The sequence below is a fragment of the Lactobacillus sp. ESL0700 genome, from assembly GCF_029392095.1.
In the GTDB taxonomy this organism is placed as follows: Bacteria; Bacillota; Bacilli; order Lactobacillales; family Lactobacillaceae; genus Lactobacillus.
Genome location: NZ_CP113930.1, coordinates 1,184,553 through 1,198,875, shown reverse-complemented (window position 1 = coordinate 1,198,875; position 14,323 = coordinate 1,184,553). Strand labels below are relative to the sequence as shown.

The window sequence follows — 14,323 nt, the reverse complement described above, 5'->3', positions numbered from 1 at the left end:
GAAAATCCTAGTCTTTTTGAGGTTAATTAATATTATTGCGGTAAAGGCCAACTACCTTACCTAAGATTTGCACGCGGTCAAGAATAATCGGTGCCATTGTGTCATTTTCTGGTTGCAAGCGGTAATGGGTCTTTTCTTTATAAAAGCGCTTGACTGTTGCCTCGTTTTCTTCGGTCATTGCGACAACAATTTCACCATTAATTGCGGAACTTTGCTTACGTACGATAACGTTGTCACCGTTTAAGATACCAGCATTAATCATGCTTTCGCCGTGCACTTTTAACATAAATAGGTCACCAGCGTCATTAGCTAAGTCTGGTGGAAGGGGGAAGTAGTCTTCAATATCTTCAACGGCTAAAATTGGTTGCCCAGCAGTAACAACACCGACAACTGGGATTTCGCTCGGCTTAATTCCTAATGCCCGTTTGCCTTCTGTTGTAATTTCCAAAGCTCGCGGCTTAGTGGCGTCTTTAATTAGTAAACCTTTGCGCTCTAAACGAGATAGGTGCCCGTGAACTGTTGAGGTCGAAGATAAATTAACTGCGGCACAGATTTCACGCACAGTAGGGGGAAAACCACGGTCTGCCACGGTTTCATAAATATAGCGTAATATTTCTAATTGTTTGGAATCATGATTAACAGGCATAATTGCTCCCCATTACTATAAGATAAAATTTCTATAAGGTAAGTTTACCAAAAAGTTTTGCTAAATACAAACAAATGTTCTAAGAACTTAAACTTTTTTTCTTGGGATAAATAGGGTAGACTTTTTTAATAGAGGTGTAAAAATGACTAAAGATGAAGAAAAGAAATCAATCGATCGCATTAATGAATTATATCGTAAAAAAAAGGCTGGCAATTTAACTAAAGAAGAGGAAGAAGAACGTAAAAAATTACATCAAGAATTTTTGAAAAACTTCCGCGCTAGTTTTAAACAAAATATTGAAGATATGGTAATCATTGATAAAAATGGTAAAGAAATCACGTCTGAAAAGGCAAAACAAGCACAAAGGCGCAAAGGTTTAAGAAAAGATTAATTTTAACCTTTAAATTTTAGGCAAGTTTAGGTAAGATATAACTATTGGATATTTTGAGGAGTTAATTTTTATGAATTTGGCATTAGCAATTGTTTTAATCATTGTTGCATTGTTAGTCGGCCTTGTTGGTGGCTTTTACGGTGCAAGATCATATATGAAAAAGTATTTTAAGGAAAATCCACCAATCAGTGAAGATATGATTGTTGCGATGATGTCACAAATGGGACAAAAACCATCTGCCAAGAAGGTTAACCAAGTGATGAACATGATGAAGCATCAAAATAATTAATCTTGAGATTGACTAGCAAAGACGGGGATTGTTCCCCGCCTTTTTTGGTTTGGTGTTGGGTCAGATAGGAATAAAAATGGGAATATTTTTTAAATTAGGTTGGTTTTTTAAAAAGGAAAAGAAACGCTATTTAGTCGGCATTACATTTTTAGCACTAACTTCGGTAGTTAATTTAGTACCACCGCGGATATTGGGCTTGATGGCGGATCAGCTTGACCAAGGACATATTAGTTGGGCACAATATGGTGTCCTAATTTTAGCGATCATTGCGGCAGCGCTATTGTTATATGGCTTCCGTTATTTTTGGCGCAAACAAATTTGGGGTGGCGCAGCCGAGTTAGAGCGGCAATTACGTTCAAAATTATTTAACCACTTCATGGAAATGGACCGGACGTTTTATCAGCGTCACCGAACCGGTGACTTGATGGCGCACGCAACAAATGATGTCTCGGCAATTCAAGATGTTGCTGGCGCGGGCGTTTTGACTTTGGTCGATTCGCTAATTATGAGTGTCTCAACCATGATTGCGATGATTATTTTCGTTGACTGGCGGTTAACGATTTTGGCGTTATTGCCGTTGCCGGTTTTGGCATGGGGTGCATGGCAGTTGGGTAACCAGCTGCATGATGCCTTTGATAAGTCACAGGCCGCGTTCTCACGGTTAAATAATAAGACGCAAGAATCAGTTTCTGGGATTAAAGTTATCAAAACTTTCGGTCAAGGAGCTGAAGATACGGCTGCGTTTGACCAGATGGTTGATGACACGATCAAGATTAATAAAAAAGTCTTCAAATGGGATGCATTGTTTGACCCGCTAGGAACAATTATTATTGGTCTAACATACACGATTACGATTATTTACGGTGGCATAATGGTTGCTAACAAGACCTTAACAATTGGTCAACTAGTTTCCTTTATTGCTTACATTGGTAACATGGTCTGGCCGATGTTTGCGATTGGTTATCTCTTCAATATTTTGGAGCGGGGAAGCGCCAGTTACGATCGGGTTGAAAAGTTGCTTGATGAAAAGCCACAAATTACGGATGAGCATGCAGATCAAAGTATCACTGCCGATGATTTAAGTGGTGACTTGAATTATCACATCAACTCATTTGCATATCCTGATGAACCACAACTGCCAGTTTTGCAGCAAATTGATTTCACACTGAAAAAAGGCCAAACCTTGGGTCTTGTGGGTAAGGTCGGTTCTGGGAAAACAACAATTATTCAGCTGCTTTTGCGTGAGTTTGACAAGTATGATGGCCTGATAACATTGAATGGTCATGATATTCGGACAATACCGCTTGATGTATTATTGCAGCAAATATCTTACGTTCCACAAAATAATTATCTTTTTTCAACGTCAATACAAAAGAATATTGCTTTTTCGCAAGCTGATGCATCTGAAGAAGCAATTATTAGTGCGGCTAAAAAGAGTGACTTGCACAACGATATTTTGGAAATGCCAGCTGGCTACAAGACTTTAGTTGGTGAAAACGGCGTTTCATTATCCGGTGGTCAAAAGCAGCGGATGTCAATTGCCCGAGCACTACTTAAGCAAAGTAAAATTCTGGTATTAGATGACGCTCTGTCAGCAGTTGACGCACGGACCGAAATGGCAATTCTGCAATCACTGCGTAAAGAACGCGCGGGCAAGACGACCATGATTGCGACGCACCGGTTAACATCGGTCATGAATGCCAATTTGATTTTGGTATTGAAGGATGGCGAGATTGTTGAACGTGGCACTCACGAGCAATTATTGGCTGCAGATGGCTGGTATGCGGAGATGTGGCGGCGACAGGAATTAGAAGAAAAGGTAGGTGAATAAGATGGATGAACGAAACGAATCAGTTTGGTCTAAAGAAATTCCGGTTAGAGAGCAACTCGATATTTTCAAACGGCTTGTCCGGTTTGTACTGCAATTTAAAAACGAAATGATTATTGCCGGAGTTGGCGCGCTGCTTGTTAGTATCATCAATATGCTGTTGCCGTATGGCTTACAGTTCTTTCTTGACAATTATTTAGTTAAAGCTGATGTGACCACCCAAGTGATTATTTTTGCCGGATCATTATATGCTGGTGGATCAGTCATTAAGGGGATTTTGCAGTTTACGTACGAATACTTTTTTGCTCTAGGCTCTGAAAAATCTCTGGAAGGTTTACGGGCAGAATTATATAAAAAATTGCATACATTAGGGATGCGTTACTTTGACCAAACACCGGCTGGTTCCATTGTTTCGCGCGTGACTAACGATACCATGACATTGAGCAACTTTTTGACGGTGTTGTCCAGCGTTGTCTTGTCATTGTTTTCCATTATTTCGGCGTTAGTTGCCATGTTCTCAACTAATGTGCTCGCTGGCCTGATTGTGCTCGCCTTTTTGCCGCTGTCTCTAATCGTTATTTGGCAATATTCCAAGCGCAGTTCCAAACTTTACCGTAATTATCGTGAGCGGCTAAGTCGAATTAACACCAACTTGAATGAATCAATTGAGGGTGTTTCCCTAATTCAACAATTCAAGCAAGAAAAGCGCATGACTGGTAACTTTGAGCATGAGAATGCGGCGTTAATGAAAACGCGTTTTAACATGATTAACCTCAATTCCTTGCTGCTGTCGCCATTGACGAGTCTACTTTATTCCCTGGCTTTAGCGTTAACCTTAATGTATTTTGGCTTTCCATTACGGCAAACTTTTGTGCCTGCCGGGGTGGTATACGCCTTTTCGCAGTATATTTCACAATTTTTTAACCCAATTTCAAATTTAATGGATCAAATGACCTTCTTCCAGGATGGGATTGTTGCAGGCAAGCGAATCTTTCGCATTTTAGATGATACTAATTATGAGCCGCAACAAGATGAACAGCAGGGGCTGACCGTTTCGCAAGGCAAAATTGAATTTAAGCACGTTAGTTTTTCGTATGACGGTAAAAACGAAATTTTGCACGATATTTCGTTCACCGTTAATCCCGGTGAAACCTTGGGAATTGTGGGTCATACTGGTTCTGGAAAGAGCTCGATTATCAACGTTATGATGCGTTTTTACGAATTTTATCAGGGGCAAGTCCTAATTGATGGTGTTGATATTAAAAAATATCCTAAGGCAGAGTTGCGTAAGAAGCTCGGACTAGTTTTGCAAGATCCCTTCATGTTTTATGGCGATATTAGCTCTAATATTCGTCTGTATAATCAAGACATTACTGATGAGCAGATTAAGCAGGCTGCGAAAACCGTTCAAGCTGCTGACTTTATTGAAAAGCTGCCGGGCAAGTATCATGCTGAAGTTGGTGAGGGCGGTAGTGAATTTAGTCAAGGTCAACGGCAGCTGATTTCATTTGCTCGCACACTAGTAACTGATCCCAAAATTTTGGTTTTGGATGAGGCAACGGCAAATGTGGATACGGAAACAGAAACTTTGATTCAAGCAGGACTAAGGCGTTTGCGTCAAGGACGAACAACATTAGCGATTGCCCACCGCTTATCAACGATTGTTGATGCCGATCAGATCATTGTTCTTAATCAAGGTAGGATTATTGAACATGGTACGCATCAAGAATTGCTCGCACAAAAAGGTTATTACTACAATTTGTATACTTTACAAAACCAGAACTAAAATTAGCGTGGTGATTGACGTAGCGGTCATGCCACGCTTTTTTATCAAAATATTGACAGCGATTACATTGTGGCGTAAATTAGAAGATGATGATTTTATTACATCTGTAATTTTATAGTGAGAAAGGAAATTGCAATGGAATATCATAAAATAGATCAAACTGATCGTGAAAATTTAAGTAAATTTATTTCTGAACCTGAACGGTTCATTACTAAACCAACTGAACACTGGGACCACGACCAGTTTAAGACTGTCAGAGCAATGCCAGAATTGGTAATTCAACCCGTAACTAACGATGAAGTTAAGAATGTGGTTAAATATGCCAGTGATCACAACATTCCGATCGTTCCACGCGGTAATTCAACTGGTTTGATGGGTGCCAACTTAAGTGTTGATGGTGGTATTTCTCTTGACATGGTTAAAATGAACCAGGTAATTGAATATGATCCTGAAAGTTTAACGATGACTGTTCAAGCCGGAATCAGATTGAAGGACATCGAGGAATACTTGGCAGACAAGCCATTTACGTACATGCCTGCACCCGCAATGCACTGGGCAACAATTGGTGGTAATACCTCAACTAACGCTGGTGGTTTAAAGGCAATTAAATACGGCGTTACTAGAGAACATATCCGTGAATTAAAGGTGGTTCTAACTGATGGCAAGCTTTACAAGTTTGGTTCTAAGGCAGTTAAGTCAGCTTCTGGCTATTCACTTAAAGATTTAATTATTGGTGCAGAAGGTACATTAGGTGTTGTTACTGAGGTAACTGTGCGTCTTTATCCAAAGCCGCACAAGTCAATCAATGCAATTATTCCATTCCCGACTTTAAATGATGCTATTAAATCTGTACCTGCAATCTTAAAATCAGGTGTTGTTCCAACAACCGTTGAATTTATGGGCCGTAAGGTAATCAACTTATGGGAAAAGTATGCTGGTGATCAATTCCCAATTAAGCATGGTGATGGCTTCATTATCGTTGGCCTTGATGCATTCACTGATGAAGAATTGAAGGCTGAATTGGAACAAACTTTGGCTACTGTCAAAGACTTTAAGGCTGAAGAAGCAGTTGTTTTAAGTGCTGATTCTGCTGAAGCTAAGAAGATTTGGGCATGTCGTGAAGCATTGCTGTTGGCAATTCAAAAGTCAACGCCAAAGATGGATGAAATCGATGTTTGTGTTCCAATTAATCACATTCCAGATGTTCTGAATAGAATTGAAGAATTAGAAACCGAATTGCACATTCGAATTCCAAACTTTGGTCACGCAGGCGACGGCAATTTGCACATTTACCTTTGCTCAGATGAGATGAACGATGAAGAATATGCCAAAACAAGTGAAAAGGTAATTAGTGAGTTGTACAAGACCGCTAAAGAACTTGACGGTAATATGTCTGGTGAACATGGTATTGGCTACGCTCGTGCTGGTTACTTCGAAGACTTCTATGGTCATGATTACACCGAATTATTGCGTAAGATTAAGACTTTGTTTGATCCAAATGATGTTTTGAATCCAGGTAAAATTTTCAAAATGTAATTAATAAAACTAAAAAACTAGCAGTCCAATTCAATTTGGATTGCTAGTTTTTTTAGTCTATTTATTTAACATGTAATCACGAGTTAAGGGGAGATTTTTACCAGATGGGCCCTTGGTGATCAGATATTGAATGACGTCAATGTTACCAGATTCAAATGAGGCAGCACAGGCTTGCAAGTATAGGTCCCACATTCGAGTAAACCGTTCACCCATCAACTTTTGAATTTGGTCACGGTGTTGGTTAAAGTTCTTATCCCATATTTCTAGCGTTCTTTGGTAATGGCGTCTAAGCATTTCAATGTCATCAATTTGCATGTCGCTGGCAATGATGTGCTCGATGTTTTCGTTTAAACCGGGAACATAACCACCCGGGAAAATGTACTTATTAAGCCATGCATTAGTAGCACCACCTTGCTGGCGGGTAATTCCGTGAATTAGGGCAACACCATCTTTTTTCAGATATTTGGCAACATCACTAAAGTACTGGGCCAGATTTTCCTTGCCCACATGCTCAAACATTCCGACAGAAGTAATGTAATCCCACTGCTTGTCGCCAAGTTCGCGGTAATCTTCCAGCTTAACCTCGGCCACATCTTGCAAATTCTGATCGAAGATTTTCTTCTGTACCAGTTTGTATTGCTCTTCACTAAGCGTCACACCAGTTACCTTTAAGCCATATTCTTTAGCAGCCGTCAGCATTAACGTGCCCCAGCCGCAACCGATGTCTAACAACGTTTTGCCTTTTTCAGGATGTAATTTATTTAAAATATGGTGAATCTTAGCAATTTGTGCCTGTTCAAGATTATCGTAATTGTCCCCAGCAAAGTAGGCGCAAGAATATGTTAATGTGGGGTCAAGCCATAATTCGTAGAAGTCATTGCCGATGTCGTAATGGCTTTGAACGTCTTTTTCACTTTGTTCCTCGGTGTGTTTTTGCTCTGGTAGAAATTTGCGAAATTTACTTGACCGCAAAAAGCTATCCGAGCTTTCATAAGCACCACAAATTAATTTTTGCAAGCTGCCCTTGACTTCGATTTTCTTATCCATGTATGCTTCGCCTAATGCCAAAGAAGCATTGCGCGAAATTGCCGTAACTGGAACTTTTTCATTAAAAATAATTTCAATGTCTGGATTACCATTACCGTAAATTTCACTCTTGCCGTCCCAATAGGTAACCTTAATCGGAAACGGGAACGACTTACTGAGCATCATTTTGTAAAAAGTTTTCTCTAACAACTTAAAATTCCTCCATTCATTCAAATATATTTATCTTAACACTAACAAAAAAGATTGAACTCTTAATGAATTCAATCTTTTTTATTTGGCAACGTAATGAAAATCTGGATTGTGCTCGGTATCAATTTGGTCCCAAACCTTTTGCAACTGCTTATCAAATGCAGCTTCGTTTTCATGGGTTAATTTCATTTTCCGATCAACTTGAATTGGATTACCGAAGCACACATCAAGTGGTTGGCGCTTTAATAAATTACCGAAGGTGAGTGGCCCTTGGTAAACGACGGGGACAATTGGCTTACCCGATAATTTAGCAATTGCCAACGTTCCGGCCTTAAGCTCAGTGGAGTGTCTTGTCCCTGATGGAAAAATAATTAAGGAAAAGTTACCTTTTCTTAAGCCCTTAATTGGAATTTTAAGCGCTGAAGGGCCAGGATTTTTGCGGTCAACAGCAAAAGCATGTGCGTGAGTCATGATGAACCGTAAAATTGGATTTTTAAATAATTCGATTTTGGCCATGAACATAAATTCTTTGGGACTAGCAGCTAGTGCAAATAAAATTGGCTCCCACCAAGTCCGATGTGGTGCAGCTAAGATATAGTTACCTTCAGGGATGCGTTCTTTGTGATAAACATGTAAATGACCGTTAAGGATCCAAACGATAAATCGCGCAGCTGCGCGAGCAAAATGATAAAACATGATTAAACTCCTCCAATTGTTGTAAAATATTATAGCAAAGCTCAGGGAAAGGACAAAATTTTATGGTGAAATTGGCAGATAGCGAACGGATTGATTATATGTATAGTGATGATTTGAGGATTATTCAGGATAAAACCGCGTTTAGTTTTTCATTAGATACTTTGCTTTTGGCATCACTAGCTAAAGAGGCAGTTCGGGATCGGTCAAAAGTTGCCGACTTATGTGCTGGCAACTGTGCCGCCAGCATGTATATGGCGTATTTTAACCGGGCAAAATACGATGCAGTGGAAATTCAGGAGGAAGCGGCCTCGCAAGCTCGACGTTCGATTGAGCTTAACCAAATGGAAAACAGGATAACCGTTTTTCAAAAAAATGTTAAGGATGTGGCCAAATTCTTACGTAAGGATTCCTATGATGTCGTAGTTGTTAACCCACCATATTTTAAGGTGCCCGAGGGTCATGAAATTAATCCTGATCCTAAAAAGGCAATTGCGCGGCATGAAATTTTAATCAATCTTGAAGAAATAATTGAGGCTGCAAGCGGCTTATTGAAGATGAAGGGGAAGATGTTTATGGTGCATCGGCCCGAGAGGCTGAATGAGATTGCCTACTTCTGTATGAAGCATGACTTGAGCATTAAGTTTGTGCAGCCCTTTGTTTCGCATCGCGGGGACGACAGTAATTTAATCATCATTGAGGCCGTTAAACACACGGCTAGCGATGGTTTGGTCTTAAGGGATGCAATTGAGGTTCATGATCAAAATGGGGAATTTTTGCCGGTAATTCAGCGTATTATCCGCGAAACTCCAGAAGATCGAGCTAAGCGGCAAAAAAGTAAGGATTATTTCTTTTACGTTTTATTATGCAGCGATGGTAGCTTTTATGGCGGCTTTACGGATGATTTGAAAAAGCGCCTAGCTGCTCATAACTCAGGCAAGGGTGCCAAGTATACCAAGGCAAGACGACCAGTTAAAATGATTTATCACGAAAAATTCGCTGATAAGAATTTAGCACTGAAGAGAGAATATTGGTTCAAGCACCATCCAAGACAATGGAAAGAAAAGTTTTTGCATGAACATGCAGTTGATTTTTAGTCTTGCATCTTAAGCTGAAATCTAGTATTCTATTATGGTGTGCTAAATATGGCACGCAGGTAAAACACATCAAGAGCGATCAATATTTTGGTGCCAAACACTTGGCGAAATATTGAAATGACCGCTTGAGAGGATTAAAAACCATAGGAGGAATTTATTATGTCAGTAGTTTCAATGAAACAATTACTTGAAGCTGGTGTCCACTTCGGTCACCAAACTAGAAGATGGGATCCAAAGATGGCTCCTTACATTTTTACTCAAAGAAATGGTATCTACATCATTGACTTGCAAAAGACAATCAAGATGTTAGACGATGCTTACGCTTTTGTTAGAGCCGTTGCTCAAGATGGTGGCGTTATTCTTTTTGTGGGTACTAAGAAGCAAGCTCAAGATTCTATTGCTGAAGAAGCAACTCGTGCTGGTCAATACTTCGTTAACCAACGTTGGTTAGGTGGTACTTTGACTAACTGGAAGACTATCCAAAGCCGAGTACAAAGATTAAAGGACTTAAAGAAGATGTCAGAAGACGGTACTTTTGAAGTACTGCCAAAGAAGGAAGCTTCACTTTTGACTAAGGAAATGGACAAGCTTGAAAGATTCTTAGGTGGTATCGAAGATATGCCTAGAATCCCAGATGTTTTGTTCGTAGTTGATCCTAAGAAGGAAAAGATTGCCGTTCACGAAGCTAACATTTTAGGTATTCCAGTTGTCGCAATGGTTGACACTAATACTGACCCAACTCCAGTTGACGTTGTAATTCCTTCAAACGATGATGCTATCCGTGCTATTCGCCTTATCTCAGGTGCAATGGCTGACGCAGTTATCGAAGGTAAGCAAGGTCAAGACGATGACGACGAAAGCGTTGAAGTTGAAATGGCTAATGGTGCTGCTGACGATGAAAGTGTTGAAGAAGCAGAAACTACTGAAGAAGATTCAGACAACGAATAATTACTGTTTCTAACTAGGAGGACACATCAATGGCAAATATTACTGCTAAGCAAGTTAAAGAATTACGTGATCGTACCGGTGCTGGTATGATGGACTCCAAGAAGGCTTTAGTAAAGGCTGATGGAGACATTGAAAAGGCAATCGATATTTTAAGAGAAAACGGTGTTGCTAAGGCTGCTAAGAAGTCCGGCAGAATTGCTGCTGAAGGTTTAGCTGAATATGCATTTAACGACAACACTGCTGCTTTAGTTGAAATCAATTCAGAAACTGACTTTGTTTCTTCAAATGACAAGTTCGTTAAATTAGTTGACGATGTTACTAAAGCAATTCTTGCTGCTAAGCCTGCTAATGTTGAAGAAGCATTAAAGGCTCCAATGGGTGACTCAACAATTGGTGAAGAAATCACCAACTTGACTGCTGTTATCGGTGAAAAGATTACTTTGAGAAGATTCGACTTAGTAACTAAGAACGATGATGAAGTATTTGGTGCTTACAAGCATAACGGTGGTTCAATTGTTGCTCTTGTTACCTTAAAGGGTGACAGCGAAGAAGCAGCTAAGAACATTGCAATGCACGTAGCTGCAATTAATCCAGAATACTTAAACAAGGATTCTGTACCAAAGGCTGATTTTGACCGGCAAAAAGATGTCTTCACTAAGGAAACTGAAAATGAAGGCAAGCCTGCTAAGATTATTCCTAAGATCGTTGAAGGTCGTGTAAACAAGTACTTAAGTGAAATTTGTTTAGTTGACCAACCATACGTTAAGGATTCTGATAAGACTGTTGCTGAATATGCTAAGTCAGAAGGCTGTGAAGTTGTTGGTTATACCCGTTACGAAGTTGGCGAAGGTATTGAAAAGAAGCAAGAAGACTTTGCTGCTGAAGTAAAAGAACAAATGAAGTAATTTATTTGTTAATTAAAAAGAGAGGGTAACAACCTTCTCTTTTTTTCTGGATAAAATCGTTGTCTTTTATTTTGTGGTCGGACAATTTAATGCTTAATATGGTAAAATATTTAGATGATGAGGAGGTCACTATGACTAAAGTTAAATATAAGCGTGTTATTTTGAAAATTTCCGGTGAAGCTCTCGCTGGTGATAAGGGGACAGGAATTGACCCTACAGTTATCGGTCATTTGGCTCAAGAAATCAAATCAGTTCACGATTTAGGCGTTGATATTGGTATTGTCTGCGGTGGCGGTAATATGTGGCGCGGTGAAACTGGTGAAAAACTAGGCATGGAACGTTCACAAGCTGATTATATGGGAATGCTTGCAACCATTATGAATGGTTTAGCTCTTCAAGATGGTTTAGAACATGTTGGCGTGCCAACCAGATTACAGACCTCAATTGAAATGCGGCAAATTGCTGAGCCGTATATCAGAAGAAAGGCAATTCGGCACTTGGAAAAAGGCCGGGTTGTAATTATGGGTGGTGGAACAGGTAACCCATACTTTTCAACTGATACAACAGCTGCATTGCGTGCTGCTGAAATCAATGCTGACGTTATTTTAATGGCTAAAAATGGTGTTGACGGAGTTTACTCTGCTGATCCAAAGCTTGACCCTAATGCTAAGAAGTATCAGGAATTAACGCAGCTTGATTTAATTGCCAAAGATTTAAAAGTAATGGATCGGACAGCAAGCTCGCTTTCAATGGATACGAACATACCGCTTATTGTGTTTAACGTTAATACTGAAGGTAATATTAAGAAGGCAGTCATGGGTGAACCAATTGGTACTGTTATTGAAGGTGGTAAATAATGAATAACGAAACAATCAAAAAAGCCCAAGAAAATATGGACAAATCAATTACGGTTTTCCAAAAAAATCTTGGTTCAATTCGAGCTGGTGTTGCTAACGCTGCAATTTTAGAAAATGTTAAGGTTGACTATTATGGTGCACCAACTCCGCTGACACAAATGTCGAGTGTAACTATCCCAGAACCACGCGTTTTGTTAATTACACCATATGACCAAAGCAGTTTAGATAATATTGAGCATGCTTTGCTTGCTTCCAACTTAGGTCTAACTCCAGCCAATGACGGTAAGGTGATTAGATTAGTCATTCCACAATTAACTGGTGAAAGACGTCAAGAAATTGCTAAGCAAGTTAATAAGTTAGCTGAAGAAGCTAAAATTGCGGTTAGAAATGTTCGCCGGGATGCAATGAATAGCCTCAAAAAGCAACAAAAAGACGATGAAATTACCGAAGACGAGCAACGTAATTTAGAAAAGCAAGTTCAAAAAGCCACTGATAATGCAACCAAGAAGATTGATGAAGTAGCTGACAAAAAGCGGACTGAAATTACTAAAGGTTAATGGCAGAATGGCAGAAAAAAATCAATTAAATCATCTTGCAATTATCATGGATGGTAACGGTCGCTGGGCACGTCGCCAAGGCAAGCCACGTGTTGCTGGTCATCATGAGGGGATGAATAATGTTGAGCGAATTACGTTAGCTGCCGATAAGCTAGGGATTAAAATTTTGTCGCTTTACGCATTTTCAACTGAAAATTGGGCCCGACCAAAAGAAGAAGTTGCTTATTTGATGAATTTGCCAGTTCGCTTTTTTGACAAATTTATGCCGACGTTAATGGCGAATAATGTTAAAGTGAACATCATGGGTTATTTAGATGAATTGCCACCTAAAACTTATAATGTTGTTCAGCGAGCAATGGCAGAAACCGCCAATAATACTGGCTTAATCTTGAACTTTGCGTTTAATTACGGCTCACGCAGCGAAATTACTTCAGCTGTTAAGGAATTGGGCGGCATGATTGAAAGTGGCGCGATTTCTAGCGAGCAAATTGATGAAGAAATGATTTCAGAGCGGTTAATGACGGCAAAATTCGGTGCTTTTCGTGATCCTGATTTACTAATTAGGACTTCAGGTGAGCAACGAATTTCTAATTTTTTGCTCTGGCAATTGGCTTATTCTGAATTGGCATTTAGCCCTAAAAATTGGCCTGACTTCAATGAAGCCGACCTGCAAAAATTCGTAAGTGAGTTTCAAAATCGTCACCGCCGTTTTGGCAAGGTTGATGAATCAGATAGTTAGGTAGTTTATATGAAACAACGTGTTATTACAGCAGTTATTGCTTTAATTTTATTTATTCCTATTGTTTATGTTGGCGGTCTTTGGATGGATTGGTTGACTGTGGCTTTTGCGGCAGTTGGCATCAGTGAAATCTTCCTGATGAAGAAACAAATTTTAGTGTCGATTAATTTCTTATTGGCACTATTAGCAACAATTATTTGGGCAGTTCCAGATTCTTTCATTAAGGGGATGCCTTGGCACTGGTCTAAGTATGGCATGTACTTTGCTATTATTATGCTAATGCTGACATGGACAGTTTTATCAAAGAATAAAACGACCTTTGATGATGTTGGTGTCTACACCTTGTCATCATTATATATTGGAACTGGTTTTCACTATATGGCAGCCATTAGAAACAGCAATAACGGTTTGGCGCTTTTGTGCTACGTCTTTGTTGTTGTGTGGTTAACTGATACTGGTGCGTACATGATTGGCCGCCAGATTGGTAAGCATAAGTTATGGCCAGTAATTAGTCCTAATAAGACCTGGGAAGGTTCAATTGGGGGCACAATTTGCGCCGTTATTTGCGCAGCAATTTACGTGTACTGCGTTCAAGTAGGTTACCCACAAATGCAAATGATTATCATTGCCTTTTTCCTTTCAATTGTTGGGCAAATGGGCGACTTAGTGGAATCTGCATATAAACGCTACTACGGTGTAAAGGATTCTGGTAAAATCTTGCCGGGACATGGTGGTATCTTGGACCGGTTCGACAGTATGCTATTTGTATTACCAGTAGTTGCTGCCTTGTTAGGAATTATGCACTAGGAGAATTC

Annotated in this window: 15 protein-coding genes; 12 read left to right on the top strand and 3 right to left on the bottom strand. The window is 39.7% G+C overall.

What is annotated here, in order from left to right:
• Positions 1 to 22: 22 nt before the first annotated feature.
• Positions 23 to 646, bottom strand: coding sequence for a transcriptional repressor LexA (lexA, locus tag OZX63_RS05665; protein WP_277142263.1), 624 nt, complete (start codon positions 644 to 646; stop codon positions 23 to 25).
• A 142-nt stretch (positions 647 to 788) separates the two neighbouring features.
• On the opposite strand from lexA, the gene OZX63_RS05660 reads away from it, so the two are divergent.
• From OZX63_RS05660 to OZX63_RS05640, 5 genes are all read left to right on the top strand, one after another.
• On the top strand, positions 789 to 1,037 hold the full coding sequence (locus OZX63_RS05660) for a DUF896 domain-containing protein (protein WP_277142261.1): 249 nt from the start codon (positions 789 to 791) through the stop codon (positions 1,035 to 1,037).
• A 70-nt stretch (positions 1,038 to 1,107) separates the two neighbouring features.
• On the top strand, positions 1,108 to 1,326 hold the full coding sequence (locus tag OZX63_RS05655) for a YneF family protein (RefSeq protein WP_277142259.1): 219 nt from the start codon (positions 1,108 to 1,110) through the stop codon (positions 1,324 to 1,326).
• A gap of 76 nt (positions 1,327 to 1,402) precedes the next feature.
• Positions 1,403 to 3,157 (top strand): ABC transporter transmembrane domain-containing protein, encoded by a 1,755-nt coding sequence (locus OZX63_RS05650; RefSeq protein ID WP_277142257.1) that lies wholly within the window; start codon positions 1,403 to 1,405, stop codon positions 3,155 to 3,157.
• A 1-nt stretch (position 3,158) separates the two neighbouring features.
• On the top strand, positions 3,159 to 4,940 hold the full coding sequence (locus OZX63_RS05645; RefSeq protein WP_277142254.1) for an ABC transporter ATP-binding protein: 1,782 nt from the start codon (positions 3,159 to 3,161) through the stop codon (positions 4,938 to 4,940).
• Positions 4,941 to 5,075: 135 nt separating this feature from the next.
• A complete protein-coding gene (locus OZX63_RS05640; RefSeq protein ID WP_277142252.1) occupies positions 5,076 to 6,476 on the top strand; it encodes an FAD-binding oxidoreductase in 1,401 nt (466 codons plus the stop codon).
• A gap of 57 nt (positions 6,477 to 6,533) precedes the next feature.
• On the opposite strand, the gene OZX63_RS05635 is transcribed toward OZX63_RS05640, so the two are convergent.
• Both OZX63_RS05635 and OZX63_RS05630 read right to left on the bottom strand, forming a co-directional pair.
• A complete protein-coding gene (locus tag OZX63_RS05635; RefSeq protein ID WP_277142250.1) occupies positions 6,534 to 7,712 on the bottom strand; it encodes a cyclopropane-fatty-acyl-phospholipid synthase family protein in 1,179 nt (392 codons plus the stop codon).
• 81 nt (positions 7,713 to 7,793) lie between these two features.
• Positions 7,794 to 8,408, bottom strand: coding sequence for a 1-acyl-sn-glycerol-3-phosphate acyltransferase (locus tag OZX63_RS05630; RefSeq protein ID WP_277142248.1), 615 nt, complete (start codon positions 8,406 to 8,408; stop codon positions 7,794 to 7,796).
• A gap of 62 nt (positions 8,409 to 8,470) precedes the next feature.
• Here OZX63_RS05630 and OZX63_RS05625 point away from each other — a divergent pair, with 62 nt between their 5' ends.
• The 7 genes from OZX63_RS05625 to OZX63_RS05595 all read left to right on the top strand — a co-directional run bounded on the left by OZX63_RS05625 (position 8,471) and on the right by OZX63_RS05595 (position 14,315).
• On the top strand, positions 8,471 to 9,502 hold the full coding sequence (locus tag OZX63_RS05625) for a GIY-YIG nuclease family protein (protein WP_277142246.1): 1,032 nt from the start codon (positions 8,471 to 8,473) through the stop codon (positions 9,500 to 9,502).
• Positions 9,503 to 9,661: 159 nt separating this feature from the next.
• Entirely contained in the window at positions 9,662 to 10,450 is a 789-nt protein-coding gene (gene rpsB / locus OZX63_RS05620; protein WP_277133652.1) for a 30S ribosomal protein S2, read from the top strand.
• Between the two features lie 29 nt (positions 10,451 to 10,479).
• The gene (gene tsf / locus OZX63_RS05615; protein ID WP_277142243.1) at positions 10,480 to 11,355 is read left to right on the top strand and encodes a translation elongation factor Ts; all 876 of its coding nucleotides are present in this window, start codon (positions 10,480 to 10,482) and stop codon (positions 11,353 to 11,355) included.
• Positions 11,356 to 11,486: 131 nt separating this feature from the next.
• Positions 11,487 to 12,212 carry a UMP kinase gene (gene pyrH, locus OZX63_RS05610; RefSeq protein WP_277142241.1) on the top strand — a complete coding sequence of 242 codons (726 nt, stop codon included), beginning with the start codon at positions 11,487 to 11,489 and terminating at the stop codon, positions 12,210 to 12,212.
• On the top strand, positions 12,212 to 12,769 hold the full coding sequence (gene frr / locus OZX63_RS05605; protein ID WP_277142239.1) for a ribosome recycling factor: 558 nt from the start codon (positions 12,212 to 12,214) through the stop codon (positions 12,767 to 12,769). Before pyrH ends, frr begins: the two co-directional genes overlap by 1 nt.
• Before the next feature lie 7 nt (positions 12,770 to 12,776).
• Positions 12,777 to 13,508 carry an isoprenyl transferase gene (locus OZX63_RS05600; protein ID WP_277133658.1) on the top strand — a complete coding sequence of 244 codons (732 nt, stop codon included), beginning with the start codon at positions 12,777 to 12,779 and terminating at the stop codon, positions 13,506 to 13,508.
• A gap of 9 nt (positions 13,509 to 13,517) precedes the next feature.
• The gene (locus OZX63_RS05595; RefSeq protein ID WP_277133660.1) at positions 13,518 to 14,315 is read left to right on the top strand and encodes a phosphatidate cytidylyltransferase; all 798 of its coding nucleotides are present in this window, start codon (positions 13,518 to 13,520) and stop codon (positions 14,313 to 14,315) included.
• Positions 14,316 to 14,323: the final 8 nt, after the last annotated feature.

What these genes read in the sequence shown, in the direction of transcription:
- OZX63_RS05595 (WP_277133660.1), top strand. Translation starts at nt 13,518, where the DNA reads ATGAAACAACGTGTTATTACAGCAGTTATTGCTTTAATTTTATTTATT.
- OZX63_RS05600 (WP_277133658.1), top strand. Translation starts at nt 12,777, where the DNA reads ATGGCAGAAAAAAATCAATTAAATCATCTTGCAATTATCATGGATGGT.
- OZX63_RS05640 (WP_277142252.1), top strand. Translation starts at nt 5,076, where the DNA reads ATGGAATATCATAAAATAGATCAAACTGATCGTGAAAATTTAAGTAAA.
- OZX63_RS05625 (WP_277142246.1), top strand. Translation starts at nt 8,471, where the DNA reads ATGGTGAAATTGGCAGATAGCGAACGGATTGATTATATGTATAGTGAT.
- OZX63_RS05630 (WP_277142248.1), bottom strand. Translation starts at nt 8,408, where the DNA reads ATGTTTTATCATTTTGCTCGCGCAGCTGCGCGATTTATCGTTTGGATC.
- lexA (WP_277142263.1), bottom strand. Translation starts at nt 646, where the DNA reads ATGCCTGTTAATCATGATTCCAAACAATTAGAAATATTACGCTATATT.
- tsf (WP_277142243.1), top strand. Translation starts at nt 10,480, where the DNA reads ATGGCAAATATTACTGCTAAGCAAGTTAAAGAATTACGTGATCGTACC.
- OZX63_RS05650 (WP_277142257.1), top strand. Translation starts at nt 1,403, where the DNA reads ATGGGAATATTTTTTAAATTAGGTTGGTTTTTTAAAAAGGAAAAGAAA.
- pyrH (WP_277142241.1), top strand. Translation starts at nt 11,487, where the DNA reads ATGACTAAAGTTAAATATAAGCGTGTTATTTTGAAAATTTCCGGTGAA.
- rpsB (WP_277133652.1), top strand. Translation starts at nt 9,662, where the DNA reads ATGTCAGTAGTTTCAATGAAACAATTACTTGAAGCTGGTGTCCACTTC.
- OZX63_RS05660 (WP_277142261.1), top strand. Translation starts at nt 789, where the DNA reads ATGACTAAAGATGAAGAAAAGAAATCAATCGATCGCATTAATGAATTA.
- OZX63_RS05645 (WP_277142254.1), top strand. Translation starts at nt 3,159, where the DNA reads ATGGATGAACGAAACGAATCAGTTTGGTCTAAAGAAATTCCGGTTAGA.
- OZX63_RS05655 (WP_277142259.1), top strand. Translation starts at nt 1,108, where the DNA reads ATGAATTTGGCATTAGCAATTGTTTTAATCATTGTTGCATTGTTAGTC.
- frr (WP_277142239.1), top strand. Translation starts at nt 12,212, where the DNA reads ATGAATAACGAAACAATCAAAAAAGCCCAAGAAAATATGGACAAATCA.